This window comes from Streptomyces lomondensis (assembly GCF_014651035.1).
GTDB lineage: Bacteria > Actinomycetota > Actinomycetes > Streptomycetales > Streptomycetaceae > Streptomyces > Streptomyces lomondensis.
The window spans coordinates 505,603-521,850 of the sequence record NZ_BMWC01000005.1 but is presented as its reverse complement, the minus strand read 5'-3'; the positions used below and the strand labels follow the sequence as shown (position 1 = coordinate 521,850).

At 71.4% G+C, this 16,248-nt stretch carries 11 protein-coding genes; 3 read left to right on the top strand and 8 right to left on the bottom strand.

What is annotated here, in order from left to right:
* Positions 1 to 28: 28 nt before the first annotated feature.
* The 3 genes from IE255_RS20610 (at position 29) to IE255_RS20600 (ending at position 2,254) form a co-directional block, all read left to right on the top strand.
* Positions 29 to 769, top strand: coding sequence for a HEAT repeat domain-containing protein (locus IE255_RS20610; protein ID WP_372487527.1), 741 nt, complete (start codon positions 29 to 31; stop codon positions 767 to 769).
* Positions 763 to 1,800 (top strand): MerR family transcriptional regulator, encoded by a 1,038-nt coding sequence (locus tag IE255_RS20605; RefSeq protein WP_190051793.1) that lies wholly within the window; start codon positions 763 to 765, stop codon positions 1,798 to 1,800. Before IE255_RS20610 ends, IE255_RS20605 begins: the two co-directional genes overlap by 7 nt.
* Positions 1,801 to 1,942: 142 nt before the next feature.
* Positions 1,943 to 2,254, top strand: coding sequence for an FAD/NAD(P)-binding protein (locus IE255_RS20600; protein ID WP_190051792.1), 312 nt, complete (start codon positions 1,943 to 1,945; stop codon positions 2,252 to 2,254).
* A gap of 59 nt (positions 2,255 to 2,313) precedes the next feature.
* On the opposite strand, the gene IE255_RS20595 is transcribed toward IE255_RS20600, so the two are convergent.
* The 8 genes from IE255_RS20595 to IE255_RS20560 all read right to left on the bottom strand — a co-directional run bounded on the left by IE255_RS20595 (position 2,314) and on the right by IE255_RS20560 (position 16,080).
* Positions 2,314 to 3,009, bottom strand: a complete 696-nt coding sequence (locus IE255_RS20595) for an MOSC domain-containing protein (protein ID WP_229906501.1) — start codon at positions 3,007 to 3,009, stop codon at positions 2,314 to 2,316.
* The gene (gene gntA / locus IE255_RS20590) at positions 3,006 to 3,710 is read right to left on the bottom strand and encodes a guanitoxin biosynthesis heme-dependent pre-guanitoxin N-hydroxylase GntA (protein ID WP_190051790.1); all 705 of its coding nucleotides are present in this window, start codon (positions 3,708 to 3,710) and stop codon (positions 3,006 to 3,008) included. The genes IE255_RS20595 and gntA overlap by 4 nt, the downstream gene beginning before the upstream one ends.
* A gap of 136 nt (positions 3,711 to 3,846) precedes the next feature.
* Complete coding sequence (locus IE255_RS20585; RefSeq protein ID WP_190051789.1) at positions 3,847 to 5,718, bottom strand: non-ribosomal peptide synthetase; 1,872 nt, start codon at positions 5,716 to 5,718, stop codon at positions 3,847 to 3,849.
* On the bottom strand, positions 5,715 to 6,974 hold the full coding sequence (locus tag IE255_RS20580) for an MFS transporter (RefSeq protein WP_190051788.1): 1,260 nt from the start codon (positions 6,972 to 6,974) through the stop codon (positions 5,715 to 5,717). Before IE255_RS20580 ends, IE255_RS20585 begins: the two co-directional genes overlap by 4 nt.
* Positions 6,971 to 7,846 carry an alpha/beta hydrolase gene (locus tag IE255_RS20575; RefSeq protein ID WP_190051787.1) on the bottom strand — a complete coding sequence of 292 codons (876 nt, stop codon included), beginning with the start codon at positions 7,844 to 7,846 and terminating at the stop codon, positions 6,971 to 6,973. The genes IE255_RS20580 and IE255_RS20575 overlap by 4 nt, the downstream gene beginning before the upstream one ends.
* Positions 7,843 to 8,262, bottom strand: a complete 420-nt coding sequence (locus IE255_RS20570) for a RidA family protein (protein ID WP_190051786.1) — start codon at positions 8,260 to 8,262, stop codon at positions 7,843 to 7,845. The genes IE255_RS20575 and IE255_RS20570 overlap by 4 nt, the downstream gene beginning before the upstream one ends.
* A 37-nt stretch (positions 8,263 to 8,299) precedes the next feature.
* The gene (locus IE255_RS20565) at positions 8,300 to 14,482 is read right to left on the bottom strand and encodes a non-ribosomal peptide synthetase (protein WP_190051785.1); all 6,183 of its coding nucleotides are present in this window, start codon (positions 14,480 to 14,482) and stop codon (positions 8,300 to 8,302) included.
* A 293-nt stretch (positions 14,483 to 14,775) separates the two neighbouring features.
* A complete protein-coding gene (locus tag IE255_RS20560) occupies positions 14,776 to 16,080 on the bottom strand; it encodes an ATP-grasp domain-containing protein (RefSeq protein ID WP_190051784.1) in 1,305 nt (434 codons plus the stop codon).
* Positions 16,081 to 16,248: the final 168 nt, after the last annotated feature.

The window sequence follows — 16,248 nt, the reverse complement described above, 5'->3', positions numbered from 1 at the left end:
CCTGACACAGTGACAAGGTGTCCCCTGGGTGCAGGAGGTGGTTTCGATCAACCCGATCAACCCGATCAACCCGATCAACCCGATCAACGCGACCGACCGAACCCCGCAGAACGCCCGCCTGGCCGACGCTCTGTGCGCCGAGGACGCGTCGGTCCGGCTTCAGGCGGCCCTGGCGGCCGGGTCCGACCCCGACCCCGGCGTCCTGGAGACGCTCGTGGAACGGTGCGCGGTCGAGCCGGACTTCTTCGTGCGGGACATGCTGTCCTGGGCGCTGACCCGCCTCTCGCCGGAGATCACCCTGCCCCGCATCCGCCGGGAACTCGACTCCGAGCGCACCCGGGCCCGCAGCCAGGCGCTGCACACGCTCTCCAAGATCGGTGACAAGAGCGCCTGGGCCTGGATCACGCGCGACATGCTGCGCGACGCCGACGACGAGGTCGCGCGGACCGCGTGGCGCGTCGCGGTCGTCCTCGTGCCCGAGGCGGAGAAGAAGGACCTGGCCGGTGAACTGGTCACGCAGCTCGGCCGCGGCGATCGCACGGTGCAGCTGAGCCTCAGCCGGGCCCTCGTCGACCTCGGCGACGTGACCGAGCCCGCCCTGGAGAAGGCCGCGGCGAGCCCCGACCCGGCGGTGGCCGCGCACGCCCGGGCCACCGAGCTGCTCCGGCAGAACCCGGAGGCCGGTTTCGACGCGGCCATCGACGAGGCGAAGCGCGTCGTGGCCCTCGGCCCGGAACGAGCCGCTGCCGCGGAGACCGCGGAATGCTGATCGGCGAGGTGGCTCGCCACTCGGGGGTGAGCCCCCGGATGCTCCGGCACTACGACACCCTCGGGCTGGTACGACCGACCGGTCGCACCGTCGGCGGCTACCGCGAGTACTCCACCGAGGACGTCCGCAGGATCTTCCACGTGGAGAGCCTGCGCTCCCTCGGACTCTCGCTCAAGCAGATCGGGCGGGCGCTGGAGGACCCGGCCTTCACGCCGTCCGCGCTGGTAGGCGACCTCATCCGGTGGACGGAGGACCGCTTGGCGCGGGAACAGGAGCTGCTCGAACGTCTCCGCGCCGTCGACGCCTCGGAGCCCACCGGCTGGCAGGACGTCCTGCGCATCGTCGAACTCATGCAGGGGCTCGACTCGGCCAGCGCCGCGCGCAGGCAGCAGGCCGTCCTGGCCCGGCCGGAGGGCGCGCCGGTTTCCACCGAGCTGCTGGCCGGGGCGGTCCTGGCCGAATCCGACCCCCACGTCGCGGGCGCCCTGCGCTGGGCGCTCGCCCGCTCGGGCGGTGACGGCGTGGCGGCGCTGGCCGTCGGTATGGACGCGGAGGACGTCGACATCCGGCGACGCGCGGTGCTGGCGATCGCCGAGATGGCCGAGGCCCCGGGTGCGACCGCGGTGCTCGCGGACGCGCTGGGGGACCCGGACATGGGGGTGCGCGGTCCTGCCGCTCTGGCGCTGGGCAGGCGTGGCGTGGCCGAGGCCGTGCCGGCACTCGTCGACATGGTGGTCGAGGGTTCCCACGACGTCGAAGCGGCGGAGGTCCTGGGAGCGCTGTCCCGGGACCCCGGGTGCGCGGACCGGATCATGACCGCACTGGTCGGCGAACTCGCCGCGCCCACCGCGGACTCCGCGACGCGCATACGTCTGACCCAGGCGCTGGTCGAGCTGCCGGGGACCACCGTGCGGGAGGTCCTGCGCCGACTGGCCCGCGACGAGGACCGTGCTGTCGCCCTCGTCGCCGCGGCCTTCGTCACGGTTGTCGACGAGCGGTCTCCCGGAGACCGAGCTGAAAATCGCTCCTGACCTGCTACTTCTTTGCTTGCCGATACTTCTCCAGGGTGGCCAGGGGCGTCGTGCGCCTGTGCGGCCAGTGAGGCGTCCTGGAGCCGGAGCGCGGTGTGCGCGGTGATCGCCCAGAGCGAGTCGTACAGGTGGTCGGCAGCGGGTGGGGGCCGGGCCGACCGGCCTGGTGGCCGCGATGCTGCCGGCCGCCGAGGGCCTGCGCGTCACCGTGCTCGACCGTGACCCCTGTCCGCCGGACGGCGGCGGCGAAGCCGTATGCCGGGACTGGCGGCGGCCGGGGGTCAGCCAGTTCCGGCACAGCCACTGCCTGCTGCCCGGAGGAAAGAGCCTGCTGGCCGCCGAACTCCCCGGCGCCGTGGAGCGCATCCTCGCCCTGGGAGGGCGCCCCCACCACAACATGACGGGGCCTCCGCCGCGCCGACGTGCCAGGAGTGTGAGCTTCCCGGCGGACTGAACGGGGCCCTTCACCCGGATCCCGGCGGGTCGCAGTGGGGCTCGGGGACGGGGAGCGGGCTACCGGTCGGTGGTCGCGGCGTACTTGGCGGTGTACTGCTGGGCGATCTCCAGTTGTTCGCGCTCCATCCAGGGGGCGGCCACGAGTACGTCGGGCAGCTTCGCCCGTTCCGTGGTCACCGCGCGGAACAGGCGGGACACGGTCACGTCGTGGTCCGGGCGGTGCACGACGCAGATGTGGTCGCCCGCGCTGATGTCGCCCGCCTCGATGACGCGGAGCATCGCTCCGGGGGAGGCGGCGCGAGTGAAGCGGCGTACCCAGCCCTTCTCGCCGAGCCAGCCGGCGAAGGTACGGCAAGGGATACGTCCGCCGGTCACCTCCAGGACGGTGTCGGGGCCGACCCGCCATCGTTCTCCGATCAGCGCGTGACGGAGGTCCATGCCGTGGACGGTCAGGTTTTCGCCGAAGGAGCCGTTGCCCAGCACCCGGTTCAGCTCCCGCTGCCAGTCGTCCAGGTCTTCCCGGGCGAAGGCGTACACGGCGCGGTCGGCGCCGCCGTGGAAGCGCAGGTCGCACACCGCGTCACCGCTGACTCCGCTGCCCGCGAGGCCGGGTGGCCCAGCAGGAGTCACCCGGACCGGCCCGTCCACCGGCTGCTTGTCGATTCCCGTCGCGCCGCCCGGGGCGTCCGTGTAGGGCGCCGTGCGGGCCCGGCCGACGTTGACGCTGAGCACGGAGCCGTGCGAGCTGTTCACGCGTCGGGCCGGTGCGTGGCCGGCTCGGGTCCTGCGGCTGATCCGTCCCGAGGGGCGAAAGGACAGTGCCATTGCGCGTCGGTAGCCATCCCCGAGTACTGACGCGCCTCGGACGACTCGCCGAATTCGGCGAGGTTCGGGTTGATGGAACCCTGCAGACGCATCTCGCGCTCACGGATGCGGCGCTGGAGACCTCCGTAGACGCCGTTCTCCACCAGTCGGCGGAACTGGTGGTGGGAGTTGAACGCCATCGCGGGGAACGGGAAGCGCCGGGTGATCCGCGACGCGTTCTCGTGCAGGCCTACGACGAAGAACGGGTGCCCGGCCACGCTGAAACCGAACTTCGGGGAGTCCGGATTCGGATCCGCGCCCTCCGCCCAGGCGAAGCCGCGGTCGGCGTCGAAGGCGTGCAGGTCGGTCAGTTGCCGCCACAGCAGTGCGTGGAACTCGGGCTCCGGGAGCCCCGACGGACCGTCGAAGACGGCGACGATGGTGGCGAAGTTCTGCTCGGGGTTGAGGTCGCGCGAGACGAACTCGGTGAGGGCGCCGTGGAGCGCGGCCGTCGCACTCTCGGTGCCCATGACCCCCACATGGACTTGACGCAGGCTCTCGCGGCGCAGGGCTGACTTGGCCCCCAGGCAGGAGAACTCCTCGCTCTCGATCCAGGCCGCCAACTGGTCACGGACGGGTACGGCTGTCATGGAACCTCTCCCTCGGCGTATCGGCCAGCGTGCTGTGCTGTGCTGTGCAGGGCTGTGCTGTGCTGTGCTGTGCAGTAGTTGTTCTGCTGATGTGGCTTTCGGTCGGCCGCTCGTCACTTCGGCACCGCGCTCCCCTTCAGCACGGCACGACGCGGGTCGCCACGGACCGTGCGTCGCCCGCCGTGAGGAGGTCCGACGGCCGCAGGCGCCAACCGCGTTCGCGCATCGCGCCGCTCACCCGGAGGGCGACGAGCGAGTCCCCGCCGTGGGCCAGGAAGTCGTCGTCGGGGCCGAAGTCCGGGGCGCGGAGCAGAGTGCGTACCAGCTCGAGCAGCAGGGTGAGTTCCGCGGCCTCGTCCGTCGCGTCGGCGTCGGCCGCGGGCGCCATGGCAGGCGTGGGGGCGTCGTCCTCGGGCGCAGGGGCTGCCTGTGCGGTGGACTCCGGCGCGGAGCCCGCGTACTCCCGCGCGAGCACCTCGGCCACGGCACGGCGGTCGATCTTGCCGGAGGTGGTCAGCGGAAGCGCGTCGCGGACGCGTATCAGCCCGGGGACCAGATGGGAGGGCAGGCGTCCGCGCAGGTCCTCGCGGATCTGCTCGGCCGTCGGGCCGCCCGCGGTCACCGAGACCGCGGCGGCCAGGACGCGTCCCCCGATCCCGGTCCCGTCGTCGAGGGCCACCGCAGCGGCCGCGGTGACGCCTCGCGTGGCGGTCAAGTGCCGGTCCACTTCGTCGAGTTCGATCCGGTAGCCGCGGACCTTGACCTGATGGTCGAGGCGGCCGAGGAACTCCAGGGCGCCGTCCTGATGGCGTACGACCAGGTCGCCGGTGCGGTACATCCGCGCGTCGGCCACCGTGGCGAACGGGTCGGGGCGGAAGCGCTCGGCGGTACGCACCGGGTCGTCGAGGTACCCGTGGGCGAGCGGACTCCCGCCGACCCAGAGCTCGCCGGGGCTACCGTCCTCGGCAGGACGCTGATCGGCATCGAGGACGTAGAGCCGGCGGTTGCCCACCGGGCCGCCGATGGGCAGGCCGGCCGTGGCCGGGACGGGCTCGTCCGCCCGCAGGACGAAGGCCGTGCAGGTCACCACCGTCTCGGTCGGCCCGTAGCCGTTGACCAGCGTGCAGTGGCCCAGCGGTCCGTTCCGGTGCACGTGGACGTCCTTCGTGCCCGCTGCCTCGCCGCCGATCACGACGGTGCGTACGCCGTCGAAGGAGAGGCCGGCGCCCTGCGTCCCCTGCATCTGGGCGCAGACCAGACGCCAGTAGGCGGTGGGGAGTTGGAGCACCGACACGCCCAGGCCACGTACCCGGTGGGCGAGCTCCGCCGGGCTCAGGGCGCGGTCCGCGGAGTCCAGGAAGGCCACCGTGCCGCCGACGGCGAGCGTCGGCCAGATCTCTTCCTGGGCGACGTCGAAGCCGAGCCCCGCGAACTGGAGCACGGTGTCGGTGTCGCGCAGTTCGAGGAGGTCGCCGATGCCGGTGGTGTGGTCGGCGAAGGCGTCCTGTCCGACGAGCACTCCCTTGGGCGTGCCGGTCGACCCCGAGGTGTAGATGACATAGGCCGCCCGGTCCCGGCGGCGGTCGGTCGGACGCCTGGAGGCAGCCGGGTCCGCGAGTGCCCGGGGGCCGTCGGCGTCGATGACGGCTCGGGCCCCCGAACGGCTCAGCAGCCGGTCTCGGTACGCGTCGGGGGCGGCGGCGTCCATGGGCAGGAAGGCGGCGCCGACGTGCCAGCACGCCAGCATGGCGACGACCGCGCCGGGGCCGGAGGGCAGCCGCAGACCGACGACGTCACCGACGCCGACTCCGAGCGTCGACAGTTCGACGGCGGCCTTCTGTACGCGCTCCGACAACTCGGCGTAGGTGACGGTGGCATCGGCGGTCCGCAGGGCGACGCGCTCGCGGACCGCTGTGTCCGGGTGCCCGGCCGTCGCGGCGATCCGGTCGGCCACCCAGAGGGGGGAGGCGGTGGTGGCAGGAGGACGGGTGATGCTGATGGAAGTCATCGGATACCTGACTCGGTGGGGAGGTTCGGACGGTCATCAGCGGCTGGGGCGTCCGCGGGTTCGGCCTGTACCGGCCGCAGCCGTCGGCCGCCGGCCAGGGCGACCACGAAGCCGACGCCGCCGCAGAGGGCCGCGAAGGCGTAGGCGGCCTGCGCGCCTCGGGAGTCGGCGAGGTGGCCGCTCACCGAGGAGCCGATGGACACCCCGAGCCAGAGAGCCGTGGACTGCCAGGCCAGCGCCTCCGTGCGATGGGAGGCGGGCACACCGTCCACGACCAGCATCATGGCGACGATCATGGCCGGGCAGGAGCTCGATCCGGCCAGCAGGAGCACGAAGCCGGCCCCGACGAAGTTGTCGACCACGAGCATCGGCAGGATCCCGACCGCCATGATCAGGGTCGAGACCCACAGGATCCGCGGCAGCGGGGCCGACCACTCCCGCGCACCGTAGGCCACGCCCGCCACCGAGCTGCCGATCGCGTAGATCCCCAGCAGGACCCCCGTCATGAAGGGCTGCTGCTTCTCGTCGGAGAAGGCCACGGTCGCTATGTCGACCGAGCCCCACATGCCGCCGAAACACAGGTTCAGTGCCGCCACGAGGGCCACCGGTCCCAGGAACAGGGCGCTCTTCCCGGCCCTGGGCCCGGGCTTGCGCTGCGGCTCCGTGCGCCGGCTGAGCGAGAGCAGAACGCTGCCGCCGCACACCAGGACCAGCGCGCTGACGAGGCCCGCGGCCGGGCTCACCCCGACGGCCAGTGAGGTGGCGATGACCGGGCCGACGATGAAGACGACCTCGTCGACCAGGGATTCCAGTGCGAAGGCCGTCCCCTTCAGGGATGAGCCCTCCAGCAGACCGCTCCAGCGCGCCCGCACCATCGAGCCGAACGCGGGTGTCGCCGCACCCGTCAGCGCCGCCGTGACGAACAGGACCCACAGCGGCGTCCCGTCGCTCAGCGTGCTCACGACGAACGCGCCGCCGCTGACCGCGCACAGCACCGCGCAGGACAGGAGGACCTTGTGCTGCCCCACCCGGTCGGCCACGCGGGCCAGTTGAGGCGCGGCCACCGCGTACCCGACCGCGGAGACGGCCGACAGCGCACCCGCGGTGCCGTAGTCGCCCCGCGTCTCGGAGACGAAGAGCAGGATGCTGATGCCGGTCATGCCCAGCGGGAACCTGGCGAGCATGCCGGGGAGGAAGAACCCCCACGCCCCCGGGGCCGACAGGACCGTGCGGTAGCGCGCGACTCCCGCGGTCATCGCTTCAGCTCGGCCACGAAGCCCGCGACCAGGCGCGTGAGTGCCTCCGTCTCCTCGAAGTGGACGGCGTGACCGGTGTCGAGGTCGTGCGTCTCCAGGTCGGGGTGGCTCTGCAGGAAGGTGCGCACGCGGTCGTTGTCGACCAGCTTGTCCCGGGTGCCGAACACGGCCCGTACCGGCAACTGCCCGATGCGTCCGTACTCCGTCTCGGACTTGACGGCGATGGCCTCCCAGGCGTCGATCGTGCCGACCGTCACGTGGGAGAGCTTCAGCTTGTCGTCCTCGATGGCCGCGAGCCACTCCGCACGATCGGTGAAGTCGGTCGGGCGCAGGGGCACCTTGATGAAGGGCCGCGTCGGCTCGACGGTGATGCCGAGCTCCTCGACGACTTCCAGGGCGGCGTCGATCGAGCGGTCCAGCACGTCGGAGTAGCGGTCGTTGAAGAAGAAGCCGGGGCAGACCATGAGCAGGCTCGCGAGTACCTCGCGGTCGGCGAGCCCGGCCGCGACGACCGTCGCCACCTGGGCGCCGAAGCACCAGCCGGCCAGGTGGATGCGGGTCGCGGGGCGGGCTTCCTTGAGGCTGCCCAGCAGCAGCGCGATGTCCCGGACGGCCAGGTCGCCGTCCGGGATGTGTCCGCGCACGGCGTTGAGTCCCGAGCCGCGCAGGTCGACGGCGAGGAAGGCGACGTCGTCACCGAGTTCGGCGAGCCGGGCGCCGAGCGGAGCCTGCCAGCCCGCGTGACTCATGCCCCCGTGCAGCATCACCACGAGGTCCGCAGCGGTCTCGGCGCCCCAGAGCCGGTAGTGCGTGACGTAGCCGTCCGGCTGCTCGAAGGTGTGGACGCCTTCCAGGGTGGTCTGGACTATCACTGCTGCTCGCTCCTCTGTGTCGCCGGAATGTCCTCGGTGCACGCGAGCGCCTCGACCTCGACGCGCAGCGCGGGCGTGGCCAGTGCGGCCACCGTCATGACGGTCATGCAGGGGCGCAGATCGCCCAGCCACTCGCCCATCCGTCGGCGCCGCCGCTGGAGATCGACCTCGCCGGCGAAGTAGAACGTCAGCTTGACCAGGTCCTCGTGGCGCATCCCGGCCGCTTCGAGGTTGGCCGTGACGTTGTCCAGCGCGATGCCGAGCTGCTCGACCGGGTCGTCGGGGAGTTCGCCGGTGGGGGTCATGCCGATCTGGCCGGAGATCACGAGCCACCGGACCGGGCCGGTGATCTCGGCCTGGTGCGAGTACGCGGCGAGCGGCGCCGCGATCCCCTGGGGGTTTCGGAAGGTGTTCACGGAGGTTCTCTGTTCCCTTTCGCGCGGACGTTCCCTTTCAGGCGGACGGGCTCCGGCGCGCGCCGAGGCCGTCCACACACGTCTCGATCCGGTCGGTGGTGTCGCGGACAAAGCCGCCAGGGGCCTCGGCGATCTGCGCCAGGACGGCCTCGTACAGGCGCGCCAGCTCGTCCACCACGCCTTGCGGGAGCAACCTGCCGTCGGCGTTGAGGGTGATCTCCAGCACGGCACCGTCCGGATCGCGGCCCACGGTCGCGAGGAACGGCGCGTCGGTGTGCTCGAACCACCGGACACCGGTGAGGTGCCCGCCGCTGTGGGCGTCCGCATAGGCGGGGAAATCCGTGTAGTTGAACAGCGCGGAGTAGCGGGGCCAGTCGTCCGGGGTGTCGCCGTTCGCGGGGCAGCGGCGGTGTGCGAGCGCGCGCATCTCGAACGTGAACACCTGGTCGATGAGCTGCGGCCACGTCTGGTCCTCGATCCGGACCCGGTGCGGCTGGAAGTTGAGGAACATCCCGACCAGTTCCTGCGCGTCGTCGGTCTCGGGGCGGCCGTGGGTGAACACCCCGGTCAGGACGTCGGACTCGCCCGTGGCCAGCGCAAGCACCTTCAAGTGCGCTGCCAGCAGGAGGTACTTGAGCGGGTGGCCGGTACCGCGCGCGACCTCACGCAGCCGGGCTTCCCGGTCGGGCGGGAGGACGACGGTCGCCTCGGCCCAGCGGGAGCCGCCGTCGGACGGGTAGCGCGGCAGCCGCGCTCCCGGGTGGCCCGCGAGGACGTCGCGCCAGAACTCCCGCGACTCGGCGGAGGCGCGGGCGGCCGTCTCGGCCAGGGCGTAGTCGCGGAAGGAGCCGGCCTCGTTACCGGACCGGACGGGCCCGGCATCGGCGCCCGTTCCGGCACCGGCGGCGGATGCGCCGACCTGCGAGGCGTACGAGAGGAGGAGGTCCCGGACGAGGAGGGACAGGCTCCAGCCGTCGACGACCGCGTGGTGGAAGCTCAGCGAGAGCACGAAGCGGTCCGGCGCGACGCGGTGTGCCGCGAACCGTATGAGCCCGGGCTGCTCCCAGCGGAATCCCGAACCGCGTTCCTTCTCGAACCAGTCGTCGGGCGCCGAGGGGTTGTCCATGGCGTCGGCCACGGTGAGATCGGGCTCGACCGAGGCGTACACGAGCTGCCGGGGAACGGGTGACGCCGCCAGGTCGACGGCGGCGCGCAGCGTCTCGCAGGACGCGGTCATCCGCCGCACCGCGGCGCGCAGCAGGGGAGCGTCCAGTGGCAGCGCGACGGAGTAGGCGAAGACGTCGTGGTAGGCGGACTGCGCGGGGTCCCGCATCGTCGCCCTGATCATCCGGAGCTGGGTGGCGGTGAGGGGGTAGGCGTCGACGACTCCCGGAGGGAGCCCGTCGAGTGACGTGCCCGAGGATTCCCCGACGCTGCCCGCCGACTGCGCGGTCTCGGGCTCGGGCGCCCGCGCCGCCAGCCTGCGGACCAGGGCCCGTACGGTGCGCGCCTCCAGCACGTCGCGCAGCGCGGCGCCGGGGAACTGCTTGCGCAGCTTGGCGAGGATGCGGATGGAGCTGATCGAGTCCACGCCGGCGTCGAGGTAGTTCTCCTCCGCCCCGACCGTCTCGCTGCCGACCACCTTCGCGATGATCGCGGCGACGGCACGCTCCGTGGCGTCCGCACCGCCGTCGGCCGGCTCCTGCCCCGCGTACCGTTCGAGAGCGGCGAGGAACTCGCCCAGGAACTGCTCCGCCGTGGAGGTCTTGACCCGCCCGCGGTCGTGGGACAGGGCGAGCTGCGTCGCACCGGCGAAGTGGTCCCGGTGCACGTGGACGGTCATCGGGAAGCTGGTCAGCTCGAAGTACCGGGCGTTCTCGATCGACACGGTGTCTCGCGTGGCGGCGGCCGTGTCACCGGCCGTCGCGTACGAGTGGAAGTCGGTGTAGTTGAAGACCACGTCGAAGAGCGCTCCGCCCTGCTGCCGCTCGATGTCGGCGAGGGGGAACCGCTGGAGCGGGACGAGTTCCCGCTCGCGCTCGAAGACCGAGGCCGGCAGCTCCGCGTCGTCCGCCTCACGCACCTCGACGGGCAGCGGAAGGGTGTTCAGGAACAGGCCGACCATCTCGCTGCCGCCGGGCACTTCCGGGCGGCCGTTGCCGACCAGCCCGGTGATCACGCGTGACCTGCCGGTCAGGTCCGCCAGGGCGGCGCAGTGCGCGGCCAGATAGAGCGATTTGAGCGGGAGTCCCAGGGCCGCGGCGCGCAGGCGCAGCCGCTCCTCCAGCCCTGCCGGAACGGCCCGCTCCAGCACCGCGGTCTCGATCGTCTCCGGCGCCGCGGATCCGAGGTGGCCCGCCAGCAGCGTCGCGGAGAAGCCGTCGAGCAGCCTGCGCCAGGCCTCCTGGTCCGCTGGGCGTCGTGCGCTCTCGCGCTCCAGCGCCACGTAGGTGCCGTAGCCGGGATCGGGGGCGGCGTCTGCCGTCCGGCCGGCCGGGAGCCCGGCGCAGCGGCGCCGGATCTCCTCGATGACGAGGGCGACGCTCCACCCGTCCAGGATCAGGTGGTGGAAGGAGAACGCCAGGTTGATACGGCCGTCGCCCCGTACGTGGGCGCAGAAGCGCACGGGCGGCCTGGAGAGGTCCAGCGGGCGGCGCTTCTCGGCGTCGATCCACTCCTCGACCGCCCGGTCCTGCGCGTCGGCGGGCAGTCCGGCGAGGTCCACGACCTCCAGGGACGGCGCGGCTCCGACCGCGTCCGGGCGGAGCACCACCTGGAGCGGCTCGTCGTAGCGCTCCAGGTCGAAGTAGGACCGCAGCTGAGCATGGCGTGCCACGGTCTCCCGTACGGCACGGGCCAGTTCGGCCGGATCGGCCACGCCGGCGAACTCGTAGTCGAAGATGTCGTGGTAGACCGGGGAGTCCTCGTCGAGCAGCGAGTGGTAGATCATGCCCGACTGGAGCTTCGTCAGCGGCCAGGCGTCTTCCGCCGCCGCGGGGAGCGCCGCCTTGTCGTCGTCCGTCAGCAGGCCGAACGCCTCGGTGGCGGCCGGCCCGGGCGACGCCGAGTCCTCGCGGGTCAGCGAGGCGGCGAGCTCCGCGACCGTCGTGTGGGCGAACACTTCACGGAGGTTGACCGCGTACCCGGCCGCGCGCAGCCGGGAACTGACGCGCAACGCCATGATCGAGTCCCCGCCGAGGGCGAAGAAGTTGCTGTCCGCGCCGACCGGTGCCTGGAGTCCGAGGACGTCCCTCCAGGCACGGGCCACGTCCTGCTCGGCGGTCGTGGCGGGCGGGCGGCCGGCCCGGCCGGTCGGTGCCGCGTGGGCCGTCGGCGAGGGCAGGGCACGCCGGTCCAGCTTGCCGTTGGGAGTGGTGGGCAGCTGCGGGACCTCGATGAGGTACTGCGGGACGAGGAACTCGGGCAGCAGCTTCCGCAGCCGGGCACGCAGGTCGTCGGGGTCGAACGCGGTGCTCACGACGTAGGCGGCCAGCGCCTGCGCGGGACCCGACGCGTCCACGACGACGGCCGCGTCCTGCACGCCGGGCAGGTCGCGCATGACCGCGGCGATCTCGTCGGGCTCCACCCGCAGACCGCGCAGCTTGACCTGGTTGTCGATGCGTCCCAGGTACTGGATCTGACCGTCCGGCAGGAAGCGGGCCAGGTCACCGGTGCGGTAGAGGCGGGCTCCCGGGGCCGTTCCGTAGGGGTCGGAGACGAACATCCTGGCGTTGAGGTCGTCGCGCCGGTGGTACCCGGTCGCCACGGCGACGCCCCCGATGCACAGTTCCCCGGGAACGCCGACCGGCTGGAGCCGCAAATCCCGGTCCAGGACGTACAGCCGCACGTTGTCGATGGGCTTGCCGATGGGGACGAGATCTCCCGGGTAGTCGGCCCGGCAGGGCCAGTGCGAGACGTCGATCGCGGCCTCGGTCGGGCCGTACAGGTTGTGCAGCTCGCAGGAGGGGAGCGTGGCGGCGAAGACCTCGATGGTCTTGCGGGGGAGTGCCTCGCCGCTGCAGATGACCCGCTTGAGCGGGCCGCAGTACTGGGCGAGTTCCTCCGCCTCCAGGAACACGTTCAGCATCGAGGGGACGAAGTGCACGGTCGTGACGGCCCGGGACCGGATGAGTTCCTTGAGGTAGTCGGGGTCGCGGTGTCCGCCGGGCCGGGCCACGACGATGGCGGCCCCGGTCATCAGTGGCCAGAAGAACTCCCATACCGAGACGTCGAAGCTGTACGGGGTCTTCTGGAGCACCCGGTCCGCCCCGGCACCGCCGGTCAACGGGAAGGCGGACTGCATCCAGTGGAGCCGGTTGGCCAGCGCGTCATGGCGGTTGATCACACCCTTGGGCTGACCCGTGGATCCGGAGGTGTAGATCATGTACACGGGCGAGTCGGGGCCGAGTTCGCGGACGGGGTCGGTGTCGTCCTCGTGGTCCAGGGACTCGTCCGGGAGGACGAGGAGCTGGGCGGCGGCGCTGCCGAGGGCCGGGCGGTGGTGCTCCTGGGTGAGGATCAGCGGAACACCGGCGTCCTGGATCATGAACTCGATCCGGGCGGCCGGGTATTCGGGGTCGATGGGCACGTACGCGCAGCCCGCCTTGACGATGGCGAGGAGCGCGATCACCATCTCCGCGGAGCGCTCCATGAACACCCCGACGAAGGGTCCGGCCCCGCTCGTCCCGAGGGTGGTGCGGATGCGGTTCGCCACCTGGTTGGCCCGCCGGTTCAGCTCGTCGTACGTGTACGCCGTGCCTTCGAACTCGACGGCCAGGCTGTCGGGGCTCCGCCGGACCTGCCCCTCGATGACGTCGGCGATCGTGCCGTCCGGGTGGGCGGCCCGCGTGTCGTTCCAGTCGCCGAGGATCAGGTTCCGTTCCTCGTCGCGGGTCATCGACGGCGTGCTCACCGGTGCGTCGACGCCGGTCTCGGCCAGCGAGGCCAGCAGCCGCGCGTAGTTGCGCAGGATCCGCTCCGCGGTGTCCCGGGTGAACAGATCCGTGTTGAACTCGAGCTCGAACTCGTACGCGTCGTCGGCCCGGTTGACGTACAGCATCAGGTCGAACTTGGCGGCAGTCCGGCGGACGGGGTGGTACTGGGAGACCAGTCCCGGTCCGAGGTCGATCGAGGGACGGCCGTCGAGCATGGTGAGCATCGTCTGGAAGACCGGGTTGTGGTTCCGCGCCCGCTCGGCCCCGAGTGCCTCGACCACCTTCGGATAAGGCGCGTCGCCGTCGTCCAGCAGTCGCTCGGCGGCTTTCCGGGCGCCGGACAGCACGGTGCGGAACGTGTCGTCCGGGTCCACCGGCACGAACAGCGGCAGGGTGTTGACGTAGCAGCCGACCTGCTCCAGATCCTCGACGCCCGGCCGGTTCAGCACCGTGGTGCCGATGGCGAAACCTTCCTGCCGTGTGTAGCGGTGCAGCAACAGCGCATAGGCGGCGAGGAACACCGGGAATGCGGTGCTGCGGCAGGTGCGGGCGCATTCCTTCAGCAGCGGTTCGACGTCCGCGCTGGGCACGGTGATGGTCATGCTGTCGCCGCGGAAGGTCTGCACGGCCGGTCGCGGGCGGTCCAGCGGCATGCCGAGAAGTTCCGGGGCGTCGGCCAGCGACCGGCGCCAGCGCTCGACGGCGGCTGTCTGCTTCTCGTCCGCGGCCGCCGAGCGGCTCTCCGTGACGAAGGCGCGGAACGCGGCGCCGGAGACGGGCCGTTGCGGCAGGCGTCCGGTGGCCACCAGGGTGCGGTAGTTCTCCGCTATTTCGTCGAGGACCAGGCGGATGCTCCAGTCGTCGATGACGATGTGGTGAGCCGTCAGGCCGAGGAACCAGATGTCGCCCGGCAGCGCCACCACGACCGCCCGCAGCAACGGAGCCGTGCTCAGGTCGAACGGTCGCCGGTGGTGTTCGGCGAGCACCTCCTCCGCCTTGCGGCGGGCCTCGGCAGCGGCCAGGGTGCGCAGGTCGACTACGGTCGTACTGTCCGGAAGGGCGTCTCCGCCGGCGTGGTGCACCTGGGCCCGCGGCCCGTCGGGGGTCTCGTGGAACGTCGTGCGGAGTGCGTCGTGCCGCAGGACGGTGGCCCGGATGGCGCGGCGTAACGCGCCCGGATCGAGGTCTCCGGACGTCTCGAACGCCACCGATTCGTTGTACGCGGGCTCGTCGGAGTCGGCGAGCTCGTGGAAGAGCCAGAGGCTTTCCTGGGTGTACGAGAGCATGCTTGCGCCTGTGTCCGGTTTCCCGGCCATACCGCACTCCAAACTCGGAACGAAACTTCGCTCGTTGACGTGACGAGTGATGTAGATGCATGGGGTCGGGCGCCCTGCCGCACGAGGTCCGGGGCGCCCGGGTGTCCGGACGCGCGCTCCGTGTCGTGCCGTGTCCGCTACGGCGGGCGGGGCGCCGCTGTCCGTAGTCCCGGCACGCCGACGAGCCCGGGCTTTCCTGCCCTCGCGACGACGGGGACTGATCCTGCGCGATCCGGCCGGGAAGGCCGGATCCCGGATCGCGGCTAAGGCGCGGTCACGGCCCCGTGGAACGGGTCGAACACCTCGTCGTACGGCCGCAGGACCGAGCTCAGTGTGTCCGGTTCCGACGCGTCCGGATCCGGACAGTCGCCCGTGACGGGCTCGGTGTTGATCGAGATGTGTCCGGCGACCGTGCGGGCCAGACGGGCGGCCGTGTCGGCGTCGTCGGCACGTACGATGACGTGCCCGCAGCGGTCGTCCGACCAGCGGAGCTCGGGCACCACCGAACCCGCCTCGACACTCACCGACACCTCTACCACCCCGTCGACGGCCCGCGCCGCGTCCAAGCCGGTGACGGAGGTGACGACCCCCGGGGCCGCGGTCAGGAAGCGGATGGCTGCCGCGCCGCGGGCGGGGTGCAGATGACCGTCGAGCGGAGCACCTTCGCCGACGAGGCGATAGGTGGCCTCCTCCATGTCGACCCCGTACACCATCCTGACGAGATCGTTGATCCGGTCGCCCCCGCGGCGGGTGTGCGATTCGACGACCCGCGGTCCCTCAGCGGTGAGGATGATCTCCGTGTGCGACGGGCCGTCCTCAAGACCGACCGCGTCGAGCAGCCGTACCGTCAACTCGCGGATCTGGTCGAGCTGGTCCTCCGCCAGGGGCGCCGGAATGACGTGCCCGAGTTCCACGGTCCCGCCGTCGGTGTCCTTGGCGGTCACCGCGATGATCGTGTGCCGACCCGATTCGGAAAAGGCTTCCACGCTCAGTTCGGGGCCGACCAGATGCTTCTCGACCTGGAATTCGCCCAGCTCGAACGACTGGCACCAGGCCCATACCTCGTCGACGTCCTCGACCGACTCGATCCGGCGCACTCCGAGGCTGCCCGAGCCCTTGGTCGGTTTGACGATGGCCGCCCCGTGCGAGACGACGAATTCACGGAGTTGCGCGTGGGTGGGATTGACCGCATAGGGAACGGGCCCGATGCCCTGCTCGTTCAGTAGTGCCCGCATCGCGGACTTGTCGTGCAGCAGCCGGGCGCATCGTTCCGATGTGCCGGGAATTCCCAGGGTGTCGGTCAGATGACCGGCCACCAGTTGTGCTGCCTCGGTCTGTGTGACGATCCGCGTGATCGGTGCGATCCGGTGCAGTGCGGCGGCCATAGCGGCGGCACTGGGCACGTGCTGATAATCCACCAGGGCGAGCTGCTGGCAGTGCGGAATCAGTGCGGGATCGAATTGTGACGGCTTCTGAATATAGACGACGTCTATACCGGCCGACTTCGCCTTCGAAACTAATCGGATGCTGTCCCCAATAACGAGCACACGCCCCGGTAACACGATCATCCCCCGTTTCCGATCGCTTTCCTCTGAGCCGTTGGTGAGGCTAGCACAGCCGCAGCCATCCCCCCAGTGATCCGGTGAGATCGGCGGGCAGCCGGGCCCGCGCAGGGCTCCTGCCTGCAAGGATGGGGATTCCGCATCAGGCAGTGTTCGTCTTGTCGACGATGTCCC

Bases quoted from the DNA above. Each gene is read 5' to 3' on its own strand.
- IE255_RS20565 (WP_190051785.1), bottom strand. From the start codon at position 14,482: ATGCTCTCGTACACCCAGGAAAGCCTCTGGCTCTTCCACGAGCTCGCC.
- IE255_RS20560 (WP_190051784.1), bottom strand. From the start codon at position 16,080: ATGATCGTGTTACCGGGGCGTGTGCTCGTTATTGGGGACAGCATCCGA.
- IE255_RS20580 (WP_190051788.1), bottom strand. From the start codon at position 6,974: ATGACCGCGGGAGTCGCGCGCTACCGCACGGTCCTGTCGGCCCCGGGG.
- gntA (WP_190051790.1), bottom strand. From the start codon at position 3,710: ATGACAGCCGTACCCGTCCGTGACCAGTTGGCGGCCTGGATCGAGAGC.
- IE255_RS20585 (WP_190051789.1), bottom strand. From the start codon at position 5,718: ATGACTTCCATCAGCATCACCCGTCCTCCTGCCACCACCGCCTCCCCC.
- IE255_RS20605 (WP_190051793.1), top strand. From the start codon at position 763: ATGCTGATCGGCGAGGTGGCTCGCCACTCGGGGGTGAGCCCCCGGATG.